This is a genomic window from Staphylococcus sp. HMSC62B09, assembly GCF_001839115.1.
In the GTDB taxonomy this organism is placed as follows: Bacteria; Bacillota; Bacilli; order Staphylococcales; family Staphylococcaceae; genus Staphylococcus; species Staphylococcus haemolyticus.
The window spans coordinates 44,212-62,966 of record NZ_KV840088.1; the positions used below are offsets into that span (position 1 = coordinate 44,212).

Annotated in this window: 19 protein-coding genes and 1 pseudogene; 18 read left to right on the top strand and 2 right to left on the bottom strand. The window is 32.5% G+C overall.

What is annotated here, in order from left to right:
- Positions 1-6 precede the first annotated feature (6 nt).
- The 7 genes from rplQ (at position 7) to rpsI (ending at position 5,195) form a co-directional block, all read left to right on the top strand.
- Complete coding sequence (rplQ, locus tag HMPREF3265_RS01405) at positions 7-378, top strand: 50S ribosomal protein L17 (protein ID WP_011275144.1); 372 nt, start codon at positions 7-9, stop codon at positions 376-378.
- Positions 379-816: 438 nt separating this feature from the next.
- A complete protein-coding gene (locus HMPREF3265_RS01410; protein ID WP_070860888.1) occupies positions 817-1,629 on the top strand; it encodes an energy-coupling factor transporter ATPase in 813 nt (270 codons plus the stop codon).
- A complete protein-coding gene (locus HMPREF3265_RS01415) occupies positions 1,626-2,489 on the top strand; it encodes an energy-coupling factor transporter ATPase (protein ID WP_070860889.1) in 864 nt (287 codons plus the stop codon). Before HMPREF3265_RS01410 ends, HMPREF3265_RS01415 begins: the two co-directional genes overlap by 4 nt.
- Positions 2,479-3,285 carry an energy-coupling factor transporter transmembrane component T family protein gene (locus HMPREF3265_RS01420; RefSeq protein ID WP_070442768.1) on the top strand — a complete coding sequence of 269 codons (807 nt, stop codon included), beginning with the start codon at positions 2,479-2,481 and terminating at the stop codon, positions 3,283-3,285. Before HMPREF3265_RS01415 ends, HMPREF3265_RS01420 begins: the two co-directional genes overlap by 11 nt.
- Before the next feature lie 4 nt (positions 3,286-3,289).
- Positions 3,290-4,093 (top strand): tRNA pseudouridine(38-40) synthase TruA, encoded by an 804-nt coding sequence (truA, locus tag HMPREF3265_RS01425; protein WP_070860890.1) that lies wholly within the window; start codon positions 3,290-3,292, stop codon positions 4,091-4,093.
- A 252-nt stretch (positions 4,094-4,345) separates the two neighbouring features.
- Complete coding sequence (rplM, locus tag HMPREF3265_RS01430; RefSeq protein ID WP_070442762.1) at positions 4,346-4,783, top strand: 50S ribosomal protein L13; 438 nt, start codon at positions 4,346-4,348, stop codon at positions 4,781-4,783.
- A 19-nt stretch (positions 4,784-4,802) separates the two neighbouring features.
- A complete protein-coding gene (gene rpsI / locus HMPREF3265_RS01435; protein WP_011275150.1) occupies positions 4,803-5,195 on the top strand; it encodes a 30S ribosomal protein S9 in 393 nt (130 codons plus the stop codon).
- 166 nt (positions 5,196-5,361) lie between these two features.
- Here the strand turns inward: rpsI and HMPREF3265_RS01440 are convergent, their stop codons facing one another.
- On the bottom strand, positions 5,362-6,093 hold the full coding sequence (locus HMPREF3265_RS01440; RefSeq protein ID WP_080497799.1) for an NAD-dependent protein deacylase: 732 nt from the start codon (positions 6,091-6,093) through the stop codon (positions 5,362-5,364).
- 248 nt (positions 6,094-6,341) lie between these two features.
- On the opposite strand from HMPREF3265_RS01440, the gene HMPREF3265_RS01445 reads away from it, so the two are divergent.
- The 9 genes and pseudogenes from HMPREF3265_RS01445 to HMPREF3265_RS01485 all read left to right on the top strand — a co-directional run bounded on the left by HMPREF3265_RS01445 (position 6,342) and on the right by HMPREF3265_RS01485 (position 14,827).
- Positions 6,342-7,097 carry a DeoR/GlpR family DNA-binding transcription regulator gene (locus tag HMPREF3265_RS01445; protein ID WP_070860891.1) on the top strand — a complete coding sequence of 252 codons (756 nt, stop codon included), beginning with the start codon at positions 6,342-6,344 and terminating at the stop codon, positions 7,095-7,097.
- A 232-nt stretch (positions 7,098-7,329) separates the two neighbouring features.
- Positions 7,330-7,758: a galactose-6-phosphate isomerase subunit LacA gene (gene lacA, locus HMPREF3265_RS01450; RefSeq protein WP_070860892.1), complete on the top strand. Its 429-nt coding sequence runs from the start codon at positions 7,330-7,332 to the stop codon at positions 7,756-7,758.
- A gap of 15 nt (positions 7,759-7,773) precedes the next feature.
- Positions 7,774-8,289: a galactose-6-phosphate isomerase subunit LacB gene (lacB, locus tag HMPREF3265_RS01455; protein WP_011275156.1), complete on the top strand. Its 516-nt coding sequence runs from the start codon at positions 7,774-7,776 to the stop codon at positions 8,287-8,289.
- Between the two features lie 12 nt (positions 8,290-8,301).
- A complete protein-coding gene (locus HMPREF3265_RS01460) occupies positions 8,302-9,234 on the top strand; it encodes a tagatose-6-phosphate kinase (protein WP_070860893.1) in 933 nt (310 codons plus the stop codon).
- Between the two features lie 3 nt (positions 9,235-9,237).
- Positions 9,238-10,215: a tagatose-bisphosphate aldolase gene (gene lacD, locus HMPREF3265_RS01465; protein WP_070860894.1), complete on the top strand. Its 978-nt coding sequence runs from the start codon at positions 9,238-9,240 to the stop codon at positions 10,213-10,215.
- A 19-nt stretch (positions 10,216-10,234) separates the two neighbouring features.
- The gene (locus HMPREF3265_RS01470) at positions 10,235-10,549 is read left to right on the top strand and encodes a PTS lactose/cellobiose transporter subunit IIA (RefSeq protein WP_070860895.1); all 315 of its coding nucleotides are present in this window, start codon (positions 10,235-10,237) and stop codon (positions 10,547-10,549) included.
- A 5-nt stretch (positions 10,550-10,554) separates the two neighbouring features.
- A complete protein-coding gene (locus tag HMPREF3265_RS01475; RefSeq protein WP_070860896.1) occupies positions 10,555-12,306 on the top strand; it encodes a lactose-specific PTS transporter subunit EIIC in 1,752 nt (583 codons plus the stop codon).
- Between the two features lie 15 nt (positions 12,307-12,321).
- Positions 12,322-13,734 (top strand): 6-phospho-beta-galactosidase, encoded by a 1,413-nt coding sequence (gene lacG / locus HMPREF3265_RS01480; RefSeq protein ID WP_141764256.1) that lies wholly within the window; start codon positions 12,322-12,324, stop codon positions 13,732-13,734.
- A gap of 245 nt (positions 13,735-13,979) precedes the next feature.
- Positions 13,980-14,827 (top strand): annotated as a pseudogene (locus HMPREF3265_RS01485) (alpha/beta hydrolase).
- A 42-nt stretch (positions 14,828-14,869) separates the two neighbouring features.
- Here the strand turns inward: HMPREF3265_RS01485 and HMPREF3265_RS01490 are convergent.
- A complete protein-coding gene (locus tag HMPREF3265_RS01490; protein ID WP_070860898.1) occupies positions 14,870-15,871 on the bottom strand; it encodes an LLM class flavin-dependent oxidoreductase in 1,002 nt (333 codons plus the stop codon).
- A 144-nt stretch (positions 15,872-16,015) separates the two neighbouring features.
- On the opposite strand from HMPREF3265_RS01490, the gene HMPREF3265_RS01495 reads away from it, so the two are divergent.
- Both HMPREF3265_RS01495 and HMPREF3265_RS01500 read left to right on the top strand, forming a co-directional pair.
- On the top strand, positions 16,016-17,026 hold the full coding sequence (locus HMPREF3265_RS01495) for a zinc-binding alcohol dehydrogenase family protein (protein ID WP_070581240.1): 1,011 nt from the start codon (positions 16,016-16,018) through the stop codon (positions 17,024-17,026).
- A 120-nt stretch (positions 17,027-17,146) separates the two neighbouring features.
- On the top strand, positions 17,147-18,697 hold the full coding sequence (locus HMPREF3265_RS01500; protein WP_070860899.1) for a BCCT family transporter: 1,551 nt from the start codon (positions 17,147-17,149) through the stop codon (positions 18,695-18,697).
- Positions 18,698-18,755: the final 58 nt, after the last annotated feature.

An 18,755-nucleotide genomic window follows, 5' to 3' on the forward strand; every position in this document is an offset into this window, starting at 1 on the left:
CAACTCATGGGTTACAGAAAATTAGGTCGTACTTCTGATCAACGTAAAGCTATGTTACGTGACTTAGCTACTTCACTTATCGTTAGTGAGCGCATTGAAACTACAGAAGCTCGTGCAAAAGAAGTTCGTAGTGTTGTTGAGAAATTAATCACTTTAGGTAAAAAAGGAGATTTAGCTTCTCGTCGTAATGCTGCAAAAACATTACGTAATGTTGAAATCTTAAATGAAGATGAAACTACACAAACTGCACTTCAAAAATTATTCGGTGAAATTGCTGAACGTTATACAGAACGTCAAGGTGGTTACACTCGTATTCTTAAAGTAGGTCCTCGTCGCGGAGACGGTGCTGAATCAGTTATCATCGAATTAGTAGATTAATTCAAGATATAAATACACTAACTACTTATATGTAAAGCAAATGAGTGCAACGATAATGTTTGCCACATACAAATATTGTCTAGCTCAGAGTGCCCCATCAATTAAATATATTTCAAAGCGTGAACTCAACTAAAATATGATGGGGTGCGCGCTTTTTTATTTTCAAAGAAGCAATTAGCTTCTATTCAACCAATAAATTATTATTTAAGAACTCAAATGGTCATAGTTTATATTGAAAAAATCGCATTAGTTGACCGAAATGAAAGCTTTTATTTAGTTTTTCAGTTTTAGTCATCTTTAATAGGGGGCGGGACAATGGATTCGAAATGAATTCTGTCCGGCCCTTTTTTATTTTGAAAAAATGCAATAAAACAATAATATACATGCAATTCATATTCATGTAAACTATACTAGTACAAAGTTTTAGGAGGGATTCTAGTGGAGGCGAATAACACTAATATTATTGAACTTAAGCAAGTTGACTTTCAATATCAAGGCGATGCAGCCTTCACATTAAATAATGTATCCTTTAAGATTCCTAAAAATCAATGGACTTCAATTGTTGGACATAATGGGTCAGGAAAATCAACAATAGCTAAATTAATAGTTGGTATTGAAATTGCGACCAATGGTACGATTTTTTTCAATCAATCACCAATCTCCAATAATGGTTTCAAAGATATACGAGAACACGTTGGAATTGTCTTCCAAAATCCAGAAAATCAATTTGTAGGTTCGATTGTTAAATACGATGTTGCGTTTGGTTTAGAGAACCACGCTGTTCCAACTGAAAAAATGAAAGAAATAGTAGCACAATCTATTAGTGACGTTGGAATGACCGATTATGCTGATAGTGAACCACATTCATTATCAGGAGGACAGAAGCAACGAGTAGCTATTGCAGGTGTGTTAGCATTAAGTCCTTCAGTCATTATATTAGATGAAGCGACATCTATGTTAGACCCTCAAGCCAAGAAATCATTGATGAGTTTAATACAAGAAGTTAAAGCAACTAAAGATGTAACAATTATTTCGATTACGCATGACTTAACTGAGGCGCTTGAAGGTGATCATGTCATAGTAATGAATCAAGGAACAGTTTATAAAGAAGGAAATCCACAAACAATATTTAAAGATATAAAATTGTTACAAGAAATTGGACTAGATTTACCTTTCTCAATGAAAATTAATCAACTTTTAGGATTTGATGACCACTTTATTACTTACGAAGGGTTGGTCGAAAAGCTATGAAAATTAAGTTTAATGATGTTACATACACCTATCAACAGGGTACACCATATGAGTATAAAGCGTTAGACCACATTAATTTAACTATTGAGCAGGGTAAATACTATGCAATTGTTGGACAAACTGGAAGTGGAAAATCAACTTTAATTCAGCATTTCAATGGGTTATTAAAACCTACTAATGGCAATATTGAGCATGATGAACTTATGATTCATTCTAAAACTAAAGATAAATTTATTAGACCAATCAGACAAAAAGTTGGACTAGTTTTTCAATTTCCTGAATCACAATTATTTGAAGATAATATTGAAAGAGAAATTGAGTTTGGACCTAAGAATTTTGGAATGAATGTTGAAGAAGTGAAAGAAAGAGCTTTTGATTTATTGTTAGAGTTAGGTTTTCCAAGAAATGTTATGTCTTTGTCACCATTCCAGATGTCTGGTGGCCAAATACGTAAAATTGCAATTGTTTCAATCTTAGCTATGAACCCGGATGTCATTGTTTTAGATGAACCTACTGCTGGATTAGACCCAAAGAGCCGTCAACAAGTAATGGAGCTATTTAAAGAAATACAGCTAAAACAAAATAAAACAATCATACTTGTATCTCATGATATGAATGAAGTTGCGAAATATGCTGAAGAAATTATCGTGATGAATGATGGAAATATTATCGAGCAAGTCACACCAAAAGAGTTGTTTAGACAAGGTAGTAAACTTGAAGAGTGGCATATAGCCTTACCAGATATTGTTCAGTTACAACGTGATATTGAAATTAAACATGGTATTAAATTTAAGACAACCGCACTTACTGAGAAGGAATTTGTAAGTATGTACCAGGAGTGGCAACATCATGAAGAATAAATTAATTATAGGTAGATATTTACCAAATAACTCTGTAATTCATCATCTAGATCCACGAGCTAAAGTTTTATTTGTATTTATGTTTATTATTTTAATATTTTTTGCTCATTCTTTTGCAACGTTTGGGTGGATTATTTTATTAATTCTAATGTTTATGTTTTTAGCGAAGATTAAATTATGGTTTTTAATAAAAGGGTTAACACCAATATTTATTTTTACTATATTCACATTCTTCATGCATATCTTCTTCACACACGGTGGTACAAGATTAGTTGATTTTGGAATTATTAAAATTGATAGTGCTGGTATTTTAGAAGGTATCTTTATTTCATTACGTCTCATCACAATTGTTATGGTTGCAACAATAATGACGCTATCAACGAGCCCAATCGATTTAACAGATGCTTTTGAAAAATTGCTAACGCCATTAAAATGGTTTAAATTGCCTGTGCATCAATTAAGCATGATTATGTCAATCGCTTTAAGATTCATTCCGACTTTAATGGATGAATTAGATAAAATCATACTAGCTCAAAAATCACGAGGTTCTGAGTTAAGTTCGGGTGGCTTAATGACACGTATAAAAGCATTTATTCCTTTAATGATTCCATTATTTATCTCAGCTTTTCAAAGAGCGGAGGAATTAGCAATCGCTATGGAAGTACGTGGTTATGATGCTAATGTAAAACGAACAAGTTATAGAAAGCTACAATGGCATATTGGAGACACGATGTGCTTAATAAGTATCATCCCAATAGCCATAGTATTATTAGTATTAAAATATATTGGAGTGTAATACAGTGCGTATACTCGTTAATATTTCTTATCAAGGAAGTCAATTTCTAGGGTTTCAAATTCAACAGCAAGGAAGAACTGTGCAACAGCAATTTGAAAAGATATTGAAGCGTATGCATCGGCGACATGTTCGCATTCATCCTTCTAGTCGTACGGACAGAGGTGTACATGCGTATGAACAATTTTTTCATTTTGATACAGACTTAAATATTGAACCACAGCAATGGAAGTATGCGATGAATAGTGCTCTACCTGATGATATATACGTCAAAGAAGTTCAACAAGTCGATGATCATTTTCATTGTCGTTATGACTGTCTAGGCAAGCGATATCGTTATAAAGTATATCAAGCAACGCATCGTAATCCTTTTGAAAGTGGATTAAAGACATTTATTAAGGAAGATTTAAATTATTCAAAAATGAACGAAGCTGCAAAACATTTCATTGGAACACATGATTTTACAGGATTCTGCTCTCAAAAGACTGAAGTCGAAAGCAAAGTACGTACGTTATATCAAAGTGAAATCATCCAAACAGATGAAGGGTTTGACTATGTTGTGACAGGGTCAGGCTTTTTATATAATATGGTTCGCGTGTTAGTAGCGTTTCTAATTGAAGTAGGAAAAGGTAAGCGTCATGCAAGTGAAGTGTCAACGCTATTAAATGAAAAAAATAGAAATAGTGTACCATTTACAGCACCTGCAGAAGGTCTCTATTTAGAGAAGATATATTTAACAGAAAAAGACTTAACAACAGACTTTGGAGACAATATTAAAATTCATCGTAAAAAATCATTACAAAATGACTAAATTGCATTGACAAATGGAGTTATAAAATATAACATAGTTAACGGTATTGTTTTATATCCACCCCATGATAAGCCCCGGAAACTTATTGTGTTACAAGATATATAAGCAAATTATACAGGAATAAAATAAATGAACATTTACGCTTTGAAAATCGTAACAGAATGAATAGATTGCAGGCCTCGTTCGTAGGTTCGACTGCGATACGTACCTGTAATCTAAAACGAAGCATTTATTTTTAGGAGGACAATTATTATGCGTCAAACATTTATGGCAAATGAATCAAACATTGAGCGCAAATGGTATGTTATTGATGCTGAAGGCCAAACATTAGGTCGTTTATCATCTGAAGTAGCATCTATCTTACGCGGTAAAAATAAAGTAACTTATACACCACACGTTGACACTGGTGATTATGTAATCATCATTAACGCTTCTAAAATCGAATTAACTGGTAAAAAAGAATCAGATAAAATTTATTATCGTCACTCAAACCACCCAGGCGGTATCAAATCAGTTACAGCTGGTGAGTTAAAACGTAATAATCCAGAACGTTTACTTGAAACTTCAATCAAAGGTATGTTACCAAGTTCACGTTTAGGTGAAAAACAAGGTAAAAAATTATTTGTATATGGTGGCGCTGAACATCCACACGCTGCACAACAACCAGAAAACTACGAGTTACGTGGTTAATTAGAAGGAGGAAATTACATTGGCACAAGTTGAATATAGAGGCACAGGCCGTCGTAAAAACTCAGTAGCACGTGTACGTTTAGTACCAGGTGAAGGTAATATCACAGTTAACGAACGTGACGTACGTGAGTACTTACCATTCGAATCATTAATCTTAGACTTAAACCAACCATTTGATGTTACAGAAACTAAAGGTAACTATGATGTATTAGTTAACGTACACGGTGGTGGTTTCACTGGACAAGCACAAGCTATCCGTCACGGAATCGCACGTGCATTATTAGAAGCAGATCCTGAATACAGAGGTTCTTTAAAACGCGCAGGTCTATTAACTCGTGACCCACGTATGAAAGAACGTAAAAAACCAGGTCTTAAAAAAGCACGTCGTTCTCCACAATTCTCAAAACGTTAATGCTGGAATTGTTGCAAACTTGTTTGCTTACAAGTTCTGTATGCAAATTGCGTTAGCAGTTTGTGTTCAACTGAAATGTTTAAAGCACTTCTCAATTTCGAGAAGTGCTTTTTGTATGCAATAAAAGCTAGAGATTCATAAAACCTCTAGCTTTTGAACTTTATATTTATTTTTTAAATACTTCTTCAACAACTTCTGTCATGTCATTATGAATAACTAAACTTGCTTGTCTATCATACGGTGTAGCGTCTCTATTAATAATTACAAGATTATCTCCTGTAAAGTTAGAAATAAAGCCTGCAGCAGGTTGTACGACTAAGGATGAACCTAACACAATGACAGTATCTGCTTTTTGGATTTTATCTAATGCTCTAAAGACAGTAGGTTGATCGAGCATTTCACCGTATAATACGATATCAGGGCGAATCACATCACCACAGTTCTCACAATATCTTAATTTGTGTCCCATAACATATGATTTCGTATATTCTTTTCCACAATTGATGCAATAAAAGCGATTCAGTGTACCATGAATTTCATCAATCTGTTCACTTCCGGCATCTTCATGTAACCCATCGATATTTTGGGTAATCACACCTAAAGATTTGCCTTCTTTTTCTAACTCTGCAATCCACTCATGGACGATGTTAGGTTTTTTATCTGCTACTAGTAGTCGTTTATGATAAAAGTCGATAAAGCTTTCTTTATTATCATTTAAATGATCAACACTTAATAAATATTCAGGTGAATAACCTTCTTTTGAAATTTCATCAAATAATCCACCCATTGAACGGAAATCAGGTATACCACTTGCAACCGATACACCTGCACCAGTAAAGAATACAATTTTGTTTGATTTATCAACAATTTCTTTTAATTTTTCGATTTTATTACCCAATCGGAGCACCTCATTTATCATCAATACTGTATAGTTTTTTTTAAAAATAAATCTTATACTATTATTACAACATATTTTGCTATTTATTTTCTAGTTTTCAAGAAGCAATGAATGTTGAAAAACAATAAATAATAGTGTTAAAACATATAATAGTATAGAATGAAATTGCGTTTAAAATCTTTATAAAAAATCAATTGTTCTTATAAAAAGAACTTTTTAATAAAATAGAGTTGGATGTGAGAATTTGAATGAATAAATACGATCGTTTAGAAGAAATTACTAAACTCGTAAATCAAAAAGGAACGGTTAGGACGAATGAAATCGTTGAGGAACTTAACGTATCTGATATGACAGTACGTCGTGATTTAGCTGAACTAGAAGAAAAAGGATTACTAACTAAAATACATGGCGGTGCACGTAGTAATTCAGCTTTTCAAATTAAAGAAAAGTCTCATCAAGAAAAGCACACAGAGAATATTGAAGAAAAACGTGCTGTCGCAAGGAAAGCTGTTAACTTAATTGAAGAAAACGATACGATTTTTTTGGGACCTGGAACAACAATCGAGTTACTGGCTCAATTAATAGATCGAGAGTCATTAACAGTGATTACGAATTGTTTTCCAGTATTTCAAATATTATTTGAAAAGCGTTCGCTAAATTTTAAAGTTTACTTATTAGGTGGAGAAATGAGAGAACTTACTGAATCATTTGTAGGTGAAATGACGAATACGCTTCTTAAAACAAAACGATTTAGTAAAATGTTTTTTAGTTGTAATGGAATAAAAGATGCAGATGTGCTCACTTCTACAATTGACGAAGCGTATACACAACAACTTGCACTTCATCGTTCACTTGAAAAATACTTATTAATTGATACTTCAAAAATTGGAAAAGAAGATTTTACCCAATTATGTCATTTAGAAGATTTAACAGCAGTTGTTGTAGATAAAAATGATGAAGATAATGTACAAAAATTAAAAGCTTATACAGAAGTGATACATTAATTGAATGATACCAAGATTGTTTATTTAAACAATCTTGGTATTTTTTTAGATAATTGAACGTAATTAAACATAAAAATGAAATGTTTTGTTTAAAAAAACAAAATTTTAAACAACATTCGAACATTTATTGTTGATTATTTGTTTATTTATGTTTATAATTTAGGTGTAAATATTTGAAAGCGCTTTTTCAAACACATGTGTTTAATTATCTTATTTTCAAAGGAGAATCATTATGACAATTTTTATTTGTTCAGATGTCGCTGGTCAACGTCTTAAAGATGTTATAAAAACATTTTTAAAAGAAAATAACCATGATGTAGTAGATGTAACAGAAGGAAAAGAATTAGACTTTGTTGATTCAACATTAGCAGTTGTACACGAAGTACAAAAGAACGATGATAATTTAGGAATTGCAGTGGATGCTTATGGTGCAGGTAGTTTTATTGTCGCTACAAAAGTAAAAGGAATGATTGCTGCTGAAGTATCAGATGAACGTTCAGCATATATGACACGTAGTCACAACAATGCACGCATGATTACAATGGGTTCTGAAATTGTAGGCGATACATTAGCAAAAAATATTGCTAAAGAATTTGTAAATGGACACTATGATGGCGGACGTCACCAAATCCGTGTAGATATGTTAAATAAAATGTGCTAATTGGAGGAATAAATAATGAAAATTGCTATAGGTTGCGATCACATTGTAACTGATACAAAAATGGAAGTTTCACAACATTTAAAAGCTCAAGGACACGAAGTTATTGATGTAGGTACGTATGATTTTACACGTACACATTATCCTATCTTCGGTAAAAAAGTAGGAGAAAAAGTTGCTAGTGGAGAAGCAGATTTAGGCGTATGTATTTGTGGTACTGGCGTTGGTATTAGTAATGCAGCAAACAAAGTCCCAGGTGTAAGAACAGCATTAGTACGTGATATGACATCAGCACTTTATTCAAAAGAAGAATTGAATGCTAATGTTGTTAGTTTCGGCGGTAAAGTAGCAGGCGAATTATTTATTTTCGATATCGTTGATGCATTTATTAAAGCGGAATACAAACCTACTGAAGAAAATAAAAAATTAATTGCTAAAATTAATCATTTGGAAGCACATAACGATAATCAAGCTAATCCTCACTTCTTTGATGAATTCTTAGAAAAATGGGACAAAGGTAAATATCACGATTAAGGAAGATGTGAAATGATTCTAACATTAACTTTAAATCCTTCAGTTGATATCTCTTACCCATTAGAACAGTTTCATCTAGATACTGTGAATAGAGTTAAAAAGACGAGTAAAACTGCTGGAGGAAAAGGATTAAATGTAACACGTGTATTATCAGAATTTGGCGAAAATGTGTTAGCAAGTGGCTTTTTAGGTGGCGCATTAGGTCAATTTATTGAAGAACAATTAATGGATGCTCAAATTGAACAGTCTTTCTTCAAAATAAAAGGAGAAACACGAAATTGTATCGCCATTCTACATGAAGGACAACAAACTGAAATACTCGAACAAGGACCAACTATTGGCAAGGAAGAAGCAGAGAGCTATAAAACACATCTTTTAGAACTATTTAAAAGAGCTAATGTTATAGCGATGTCTGGAAGTTTACCTAAAGGTCTTAATACAAGTTACTACGCTGATATTGTGAAATTAGCTAATGAACAAGGTCTACCTACGATTTTAGATAGTTCTGGTCAATCATTAATGGATGTATTGTTGAGCGAAAATAAGCCTTCAGTGATAAAACCTAATATTGATGAATTATCTCAATTATTACACACTACTGTCACTACAGATATCGATAGTTTAAAAGAAGCGGTTACTCAACCCATATTCAAAGGTATTGAATGGATTATTGTTTCTTTAGGTGGCGATGGCGCTTTCGCTAAACATCATCAAACATTTTATAAAGTAAATATTCCAAAAATAGAAGTCGTTAATCCTGTAGGGTCTGGTGATTCTACAGTGGCAGGTATTGCATCAGGTCTTGTTCATCAACAATCCGATGAAGATTTACTGAAAAAAGCTAATGCATTTGGAATGTTAAATGCAATGGAGCATCAAACAGGTCATATTAATGTAAATAAATTTAAAGAACTATTCAAACAAATTGAAGTTATAGAGGTGTAATTCATGACAAAATCACAACAAAAACTAGCATCAATCGAACAATTAAGTAATCAAGATGGGATTATTTCAGCTTTAGCATTTGATCAACGTGGAGCATTAAAAAGAATGATGGCTGAACATCAAACAGAACCTCCTACAGTTGAACAAATTGAACAATTAAAAGTACTTGTATCAGAAGAGTTAACACAATATGCATCTTCTATTCTTTTAGATCCTGAATATGGCTTACCTGCTTCTGATGCACGTAATAAAGAGTGTGGTTTATTACTTGCATATGAAAAAACTGGATATGACGTGAATGCAAAAGGTCGTTTACCAGATTGCTTAGTAGAATGGTCTGCTAAACGTTTAAAAGAACAGGGTGCCAATGCAATTAAATTCTTACTTTATTATGATGTAGATGATTCAGAAGAGATTAACATTCAAAAGAAAGCTTATATTGAACGAATTGGTTCAGAATGTGTTGCTGAAGACATTCCATTTTTCTTAGAAGTGTTAACTTATGATGATAATATTCCAGATAATAAAAGTGCTGAATTTGCAAAAGTAAAACCTCGTAAAGTAAATGAAGCAATGAAGTTATTCTCTGAAGATCGATTCAATGTTGATGTGCTTAAAGTTGAAGTACCCGTAAATATGAATTTTGTTGAAGGATTTACAGAGGGTGAAGTTGTATACACAAAAGAAGAAGCAGCACAACATTTCCGTGATCAAGAAGCAGCGACACATTTACCTTATATTTATTTAAGTGCTGGTGTATCAGCTGAATTATTCCAAGAAACATTAACATTTGCACATGATGCAGGTGCACATTTCAATGGTGTGTTATGTGGGCGTGCGACATGGTCTGGTGCAGTTAAAGTTTATATTGAACAAGGAGAACAAGCTGCAAGAGAATGGTTACGTACAACTGGATATAAAAACATTGATGATTTAAATAAAGTACTAAAAACAACTGCAACATCTTGGAAAGCAAAATAACTTAGGGGAGGTTATTCATATGAACAGAGAAGAAGTACAATTACTTGGTTTTGAAATTGTCGCATATGCAGGAGATGCACGTTCGAAATTATTAGAGGCATTAAACGCTGCTAATGAAGGTGATTTTGATAAAGCTGAACAACTTACGGAGGAAGCAAATGAATGTATTGCAAATGCACATAAAGCTCAAACAAACTTATTAGCTCAAGAAGCGCTAGGTGATGACATTGCATTTAGTATTACAATGATTCACGGTCAAGACCATTTAATGACAACGTTATTATTAAAAGATTTAATGAAGCATTTAATTGAATTATACAAAAAAGGGAGCTGACCCCTATGAATAAGTTAATAGCATGGATAGAAAAAGGAAAGCCGTTCTTTGAAAAAATATCTCGTAATATTTATTTAAGAGCGATTCGTGATGGATTTATTGCAGCAATTCCAATTATCTTGTTCTCAAGTATATTTATTTTAATCACATATGTACCTAACGTGTTTGGCTTCACTTGGAGTAAAACGATGGAAGGTATATTGATGAAACCATATAACTATACCATGGGAATTGTTGGTTTGATTGTAGCTGGAACCACAGCTAAGTCTTTAACCGATTCCTACAACAGGAAATTAGATAAAACCAATCAAATTAACTTTATTTCTACAATGATGGCTGCGATGAGTGGATTTTTATTCTTAGCAGCAGATCCTATTAAAGAGGGTGGATTTTTAAGTGCATTTATGGGCACAAAAGGATTATTAACAGCCTTTATTTCAGCCTTTATTACTGTAATTGTTTATAATTTCTTTATTAAAAGAAATATTACTATAAAAATGCCTAAAGAAGTACCACCAAATATTTCTCAGGTATTTAAAGATATCTTCCCGTTGTCAGCGGTTATTATCATTATTTATGCATTAGATTTATTATCAAGAACATTTATTCATACAAATGTAGCGAACGCCGTATTAAAAATCTTTGAACCATTATTTACTGCGGCAGATGGCTGGATTGGTGTCACACTTATCTTCGGTGCTTTCGCATTCTTCTGGTTTGTAGGTATACATGGTCCATCTATTGTTGAACCAGCAATCGCTGCAATTACTTATGCAAATCTTGAAACAAACTTAAATTTGATTCAAGCAGGAGAACATGCAGATAAAATTATTACACCTGGTACACAAATGTTCGTTGCAACTATGGGGGGTACCGGTGCTACATTAGTCGTGCCATTTATGTTTATGTGGTTAACTAAATCAAAACGAAATAAAGCAATTGGTAGAGCATCAGTTGTACCAACATTCTTTGGAGTAAATGAACCAATTTTATTTGGTGCACCACTCGTATTAAACCCAGTATTTTTCATACCATTTATTTTTGCACCAATAGCAAACGTATGGATCTTTAAATTCTTTGTTGATGTACTTAAAATGAATAGTTTTAGCATCTTCTTACCATGGACGACACCAGGTCCTCTTGGTATTGTGATGGGCACAGGATTTGCATTTTGGTCATTTGTGTTAGCAATTGTATTAATTGTAGTTGATGTTATGATTTATTATCCATTTTTAAAAGTATATGATGAACAAATTCTTGAAGAAGAACGAGGTAATAAAGAAGTAAATAATGAATTAAAAGAAAAAGTATCAGCAAACTTTGATACGAAAAAAGCAGATGCAATTTTAGCAACTGCTGGTGCAAATGAAACGACAACAACTGAATCAGCACCTTCAGATGAGGAAGTATCGGCTAAAAATTCATCAAATTCAATTAACGAACAAAATAACGTTTTAGTCTTATGTGCCGGTGGCGGTGCAAGTGGATTACTTGCAAATGCGTTAAACAAGGCTGCAGAAGAATATCAGGTACCTGTAAAAGCGGCAGCTGGTGGTTATGGTGCACATATGGATATTATGAAAGACTATCAATTAATTATTTTAGCGCCTCAAGTTGCTTCTAACTATGAAGATATAAAACAAGATACAGATCGACTAGGTATTAAATTAGCTAAAACACAAGGTGTTGAATACATTAATTTAACTCGAGATGGCAAAGCAGCATTAGACTTCGTTCAACAACAATTTGAAATATAATTAGGAGATGAAAGTATAATGAAAAAATTACCAGAAGATTTTATATTCGGTGGTGCAACAGCAGCTTATCAAGCAGAAGGTGCGACTCAAACAGATGGAAAAGGTCGTGTAGCATGGGACACTTATCTTGAAGAAAACTATTGGTATACAGCTGAACCAGCAAGTGATTTTTATAATAAATATCCTATTGATTTAGAATTAAGTGAAAAATTTGGTGTGAATGGCATTCGTATTTCGATTGCATGGTCACGAATATTCCCTAAAGGATATGGTGAGGTTAATCCTAAAGGTGTTGAATACTATCATAATTTATTTAAAGAATGTCATAGAAGACATGTAGAACCATTTGTAACGTTACATCACTTTGATACACCAGAGACACTACATAGTGATGGTGATTTCTTAAATCGTAAGACAATTGAGTACTTTGTTGAGTATGCAAAATTCTGTTTCGAAGAATTTGAAGAAGTAAATTATTGGACTACATTTAATGAGATTGGCCCTATCGGTGATGGCCAATATTTAGTAGGTAAATTCCCTCCTGGAATTAAATACGACTTTGCTAAAGTGTTTCAATCACATCACAACATGATGGTCGCACATGCGAAAGCAGTTAAATTGTTTAAAGATAATGGCTATAGTGGTGAAATAGGTGTCGTGCATGCGTTACCAACTAAATATCCTTATGATCCAACTAATCCAGAAGATGTTAGAGCGGCTGAATTAGAAGATATTATTCATAACAAATTCATTTTAGATGCAACTTATCTAGGTAAATATTCTCGTGAAACTATGGAAGGCGTTCAACACATTTTATCAGTAAATGGTGGTAAATTAGACATACCAGAAGAGGATTATAAAGTATTAGAAGCGGCTAAAGATTTAAATGACTTCCTTGGTATCAATTACTACATGAGTGATTGGATGAGAGGTTACGATGGCGAATCTGAAATTACACATAATGCTACTGGTGATAAAGGTGGTTCTAAATATCAACTTAAAGGTGTAGGTCAACGTGAATTTGATGTTAATGTACCACGTACTGATTGGGACTGGATGATTTATCCTAAAGGCTTATATGATCAAATCATGCGAGTAGTTAAAGATTATCCTAATTACCATAAAATTTATATTACTGAGAACGGACTTGGTTATAAAGACCAATTTGATGAGGAACGTAAAACTGTAGATGATGATGCACGTATAGATTATGTGAAAAAACATTTAGAAGTCATTTCTGATGCTATTCGTGATGGTGCGAATGTGAAAGGGTACTTCATTTGGTCACTCATGGATGTATTTTCTTGGTCAAATGGTTATGAAAAACGATACGGTCTATTTTATGTCGATTTTGAAACGCAAGAACGTTATGCTAAAAAGAGCGCATATTGGTACAAAGAACTAGCGGAAAGTAAGGAAATAAAATAATTGCATTTAATATAACTTTGTAACAAACAGCAATGATAAATACAATTGTAAGGTAGGATTGGGAAATGCTAAAATTTAGCTTTTCTCAGTCCTATTTATTTTTTCTTGGCTTGATCACATGAAAAAATAATTCAAAAATATATATTCAAATTATTACCACATGTGCTTAAACGTACAATTCAACTTAATTTTCATTTTTGTAACTACATCATTTATACTTAAAGAAAACAAATTGGAGTATTATTATGAGAACTTTTAAAAAGATAATATTTAGTTTTATTATTAGCCTAATGATTTTTACATTAGTAGGATGTCAATCAAAGAGTAACAATTCATCTCATTATCAAAGTAATGATAAAAAGAAAGTTGCAACTTTATTTATGCATGGATATGGTGGAACCAATAATTCTGAAAAATATATGGTCAATCAAGCTGAAAAAAAGGTGTCCTCAAGGATGTAGTTACAGCATGTGTTTTATCAAACGGAAAAGTACAGTTTAGTGGCAAAATTTCAAAGAAGTCTAGGAATCCAATTATAAAAATATTATTTGAAGATAATAAAAATGGTGACATTATGCAAAATGCTCAAAACATAAAAAATGTACTTACAAAAATGAAATCAAAATACAATATAGATAATTATAATTTTGTAGCGCATTCAATGGCAAATTTATCTTTTGCGTATTTTATGAAATATTATGGAAATGATAAACAATTACCTCAACTTCAAAAAGAAGTAAATATAGCTGGTACATATAACGGTGTTTTATATTTAAATGAAAAAGTAAATGAAATTACTGTCGATAAAGATGGTAAGCCTAGTAAAATGAATGCTGATTATGAAAAATTATTAGATCTAAAAGATGTCTATAAAAATAAAAACATAGAAGTACTAAATATTTATGGTGATTTGAAAGACGGAACACACTCTGATGGAAGGGTATCTAATAGTTCGTCTCGCTCCTTAAAATACTTGTTGGGCAATAGTCCTAAAACATATAAAGAATCTGAATATAAAGGGGAGAAAGCGCAACATAGTGCGCTACATCATAATAAAGAAGTGTCAGATGAAATCATAAATTTTTTATGGTAGTAGTAAGTAATAACATAACTTGAACACTAAAATAATCAAAGTTTAAAGTGAATTATTGGCGACTAATTGAATCAATTCCAATCTTGCTTGTTCCCCATATACATGAGGCATTATCATGATTTCATCCACTTGATACGTATTTAATAAATAAGTTAATTTTAGATGAATATCTTTAGGCAATCCACTTATGACACGACTTTTATTTTGCTCAATTTTATTACGTTCACTAGTGCTATAATTACGTTGTTGAGCAGTATTAATAGAAGGATATGATTTAGGTTGGTTGAGATAATTAATGCGTAAAAGCCATAAATGTAATGCATCTAATAAATCATCAACTTTATTAAGCGTGTTTGCAGTAACTACAAATGTCGACATAATTACATACGGCTCATTAGATTTTGAAATGTCATTCAATTGTTTGTATCGTTTTCGATAATATTCTATTAGGCTATTAATCTTGGTTTGAGTTTGTCTCATAAATGCAATGACGAATGGTAGCCCTTTTTGAGCAGCTAATTCCGCACTTCTTTCACTCATACCTAGAATAAACATTTGTGGAGAAGTATTAATTTCAGGTGTTGCTTTGATAGACATGAATCGATGTGGGGCTTCATATTTGTTGCTAAAGTAGTGTAGTAAGTCCTCTATTTGATTGTCTAAATTTGGTTTTGTTGATTTATACTCATTAAGTGCTTCATTTACTTGCTTGAAACTCGGAGAACGACCTAAACCCATATCTACTCTATTAGGATGGCGAGCTTCCATTATTCTAAATTGTTCTGCCACTTTGTAGACACTGTAGTGCGGTAACATGACGCCTCCGCTTCCTATTTTAATCGTTTGTGTTTGTTCTAATAGCATCATCATTACGATTTCAGGTGCACTTGACGCAACAGAGAATACATTATGATGTTCTGCAACCCAATATCTTGTATAACCTAATTGTTCAGCAGTTCGGGCTAACGTAATGCTATGATTAAATGCATCATTGGCGTTTCTACCTTCAAAAATTGGAACATAATCTAAAATACTTAATTTCAATTTTTATATGCTCCTTTCAATGATTTTTATAGGAAAAATTAGATTTAGTTGTATTTTAAATTGAAGGCTTCTATATTGCTATATATTTGTTTGAAATATTATACTTAGTTTAATATTAGATTTGAAAAAGGTGGCGGATGAATAGTGAAAGCAATTGGATTTGAACAACCGTTTAAACTATCAGATGGAAATTTATTTAAAACTTATAATTTAGATATACCAGAACCAAAAGGACATGAATTATTAGTTAAAATTCAGTCTATTAGTGTCAATCCCGTTGATACAAAACAACGATTAATGAACGTGTCAAAAATACCTCGTGTACTAGGATTTGATGCGATTGGTGTGGTTGAATCTGTTGGAAGTGAAGTTACTATGTTTAATCAGGGTGATGTAGTATATTACTCTGGTTCACCTGATCAAAACGGATCAAATTCGGAATACCAATTGATTGATGAGAAATTAGTAGCTAAGGCACCTAAAAATATTAGCGCTGAGCAGGCAGTAAGCTTACCATTAACCGGTATAACAGCATATGAAACATTGTTTGATGTGTTTGGTATTTCACGCAAACGTAGTGAAAATGAAGGTAAAACGTTGTTAATTATAAATGGCGCAGGTGGTGTAGGAAGTATTGTTACTCAAATTGCTAAGTTCTATGGTTTAAGGGTGATTACAACAGCATCGCGTAATGAAACGATTGAATGGACTAAAAAAATGGGTGCTGATATTGTACTCAATCACAAAGAGAGTTTAATAAATCAATTTAAGACACAAGGTATTGAACTGGTTGATTACGTATTCTGTACATTTAATACGGATATGTACTATGACGACATGATTCAATTAGTGAAACCTAGAGGTCATATTGCTACTATTGTAGCTTTTGAAAATGACCAAGATTTAAATGCTTTGAAACCAAAAAGTTTAAGTTTCTCACATGAATTTATGTTTGCTAGACCATTAAATCAAACTGATGATATGATAAAGCATCATGAATATTTAGAAGACATAACAAATAAGGTTGAACAGAATATTTATCAACCTACAACAACTAAAGTTATAGAAGGATTAACCACTGAAAACATCTATCAAGCACACCAAATATTAGAATCCAATACAATGATTGGCAAATTGGTCATTAATTTAAATTAACAAACTATATATATTTCTTTATAAATGGCGTTTATTCCTATAAAAAAAGGCAATAGGATAAACGTCATTTTATTTTGACTTAAATGCTTTATTAACCATTTTATTGAAAGGAGTATTATGTTGCGAAAAAAATCAATTAGTTTTGTGTTTTGGACAGCATTAGCTATTTGTACTCTATTTGTTTTATATGGCGCTTTTATGCCGAAACAATTAGAAACAGGAACCCAAAACATTACTTCATTTATAGCAAAGAATTTTTCTTGGTATTATTTGTTACTGGTTTTACTCATATTTTTTGTTTGTGTATATTTATTGTTTTCAAGATATGCATCGATAACACTTGGTGAAGAAGGTGAAGATCCTGAATTCTCACTACCTTCTTGGTTCGCCATGTTATTTAGTGCTGGTATGGGTATTGGACTAGTATTTTGGACTACTGCAGAACCAATAAGTCACGCATTTACGTTACCCCCTATACATAAAGCAGGTACTCAATCTGCAATCAATGATGCATTTCAATTTTCGTTCTTTCATTGGGGATTACATGCATGGGCAGTATATGGAATTGTAGCATTAGTCTTTGCATATTTTAGTTTCCATAAAGGCTACCCTGGATTAGTAAGTGCAACCTTAGTTCCTATATTTGGTGAAAAATCAATGAAAGGCCCTATAGGTGGTGCAATTGATGTATTAGCTGTTATCGCCACTGTTACAGGTGTCGCAGCAACTCTCGGATTTGGTGCACTTCAAATAAATGAAGGCCTAAATTTCCTATTTAATGTACCAAACAATTTCGGTACACAGGTAATATTAATTATTATTGCGACTATATTGTTTACGTGGTCTGCTTGGTCAGGTATAGATAAAGGGATTAAAACGCTTAGTAACGTCAATATGCTGTTAGCCTTTATTGTATTAATTGGCTTATTTATTGTTGGCCCAACACTTTATATTCTAAATACATTTACAAATGGTTTAGGTAATTATATCTTTAATTTCTTTAGTATGAGTTTACGTATTCCAATGAATGGAGGAGAAAAATTCCAATGGCTCCAAAACTGGACAATATTCTATTGGGCTTGGTGGGTATCATGGGCACCATTCGTGGGTATCTTTATTGCTAGGGTATCTAGAGGTCGTACAATTAAAGAATTTATACTTGGTGTTCTATTTGTACCTTCACTTGTATGTTTCTTCTTCTTTGCTGTATTTGGAGCATCTGCCGTTTATTTACAAGATAAAGGCATTGCTAACATTGCAAAAGAAGCTACTGAAACTGCAACATTTGCTACGTTGGAACATTATCCACTAGGATTTATTCTTAGCATAATTACTCTCGTAGTTATTATGATCTTCTTCGTGACTTCAGCCGATTCAGCAACATACGTATTGGGTATGCTTAGTTCTAAAGGTGACATCAATCCTGCATCATTTGTGAAAGTAAGTTGGGGTATTATTCTAGCCTTATTTGCAATGATTATGATTTATACAGGTGGTACACAGGCGATTCAAAACTTATTAATCATTGCCGCTTTACCATTTTCAATAGTTATTATCTTAATGATTTGGTCATTGTTTAAATCATTAAGTATCGATCATCCAAGAACTTCTAATAAGTTTCCAAACATATTACAGTACAAAAGTTCAAAGCAAAAAGAATTGAAAAAATAATAATAAAATATATGTTTTTATTGTGCTAAATTTGGGAATATTCTATCTAGAAAGTAAA

Coding starts and splice junctions, on each gene's coding strand:
- HMPREF3265_RS01415 (WP_070860889.1), top strand. CDS start 1,626: ATGAAAATTAAGTTTAATGATGTTACATACACCTATCAACAGGGTACA.
- rplM (WP_070442762.1), top strand. CDS start 4,346: ATGCGTCAAACATTTATGGCAAATGAATCAAACATTGAGCGCAAATGG.
- HMPREF3265_RS01420 (WP_070442768.1), top strand. CDS start 2,479: ATGAAGAATAAATTAATTATAGGTAGATATTTACCAAATAACTCTGTA.
- lacB (WP_011275156.1), top strand. CDS start 7,774: ATGAAAATTGCTATAGGTTGCGATCACATTGTAACTGATACAAAAATG.
- HMPREF3265_RS01445 (WP_070860891.1), top strand. CDS start 6,342: ATGAATAAATACGATCGTTTAGAAGAAATTACTAAACTCGTAAATCAA.
- rplQ (WP_011275144.1), top strand. CDS start 7: ATGGGTTACAGAAAATTAGGTCGTACTTCTGATCAACGTAAAGCTATG.
- HMPREF3265_RS01470 (WP_070860895.1), top strand. CDS start 10,235: ATGAACAGAGAAGAAGTACAATTACTTGGTTTTGAAATTGTCGCATAT.
- lacA (WP_070860892.1), top strand. CDS start 7,330: ATGACAATTTTTATTTGTTCAGATGTCGCTGGTCAACGTCTTAAAGAT.
- HMPREF3265_RS01475 (WP_070860896.1), top strand. CDS start 10,555: ATGAATAAGTTAATAGCATGGATAGAAAAAGGAAAGCCGTTCTTTGAA.
- lacD (WP_070860894.1), top strand. CDS start 9,238: ATGACAAAATCACAACAAAAACTAGCATCAATCGAACAATTAAGTAAT.
- HMPREF3265_RS01460 (WP_070860893.1), top strand. CDS start 8,302: ATGATTCTAACATTAACTTTAAATCCTTCAGTTGATATCTCTTACCCA.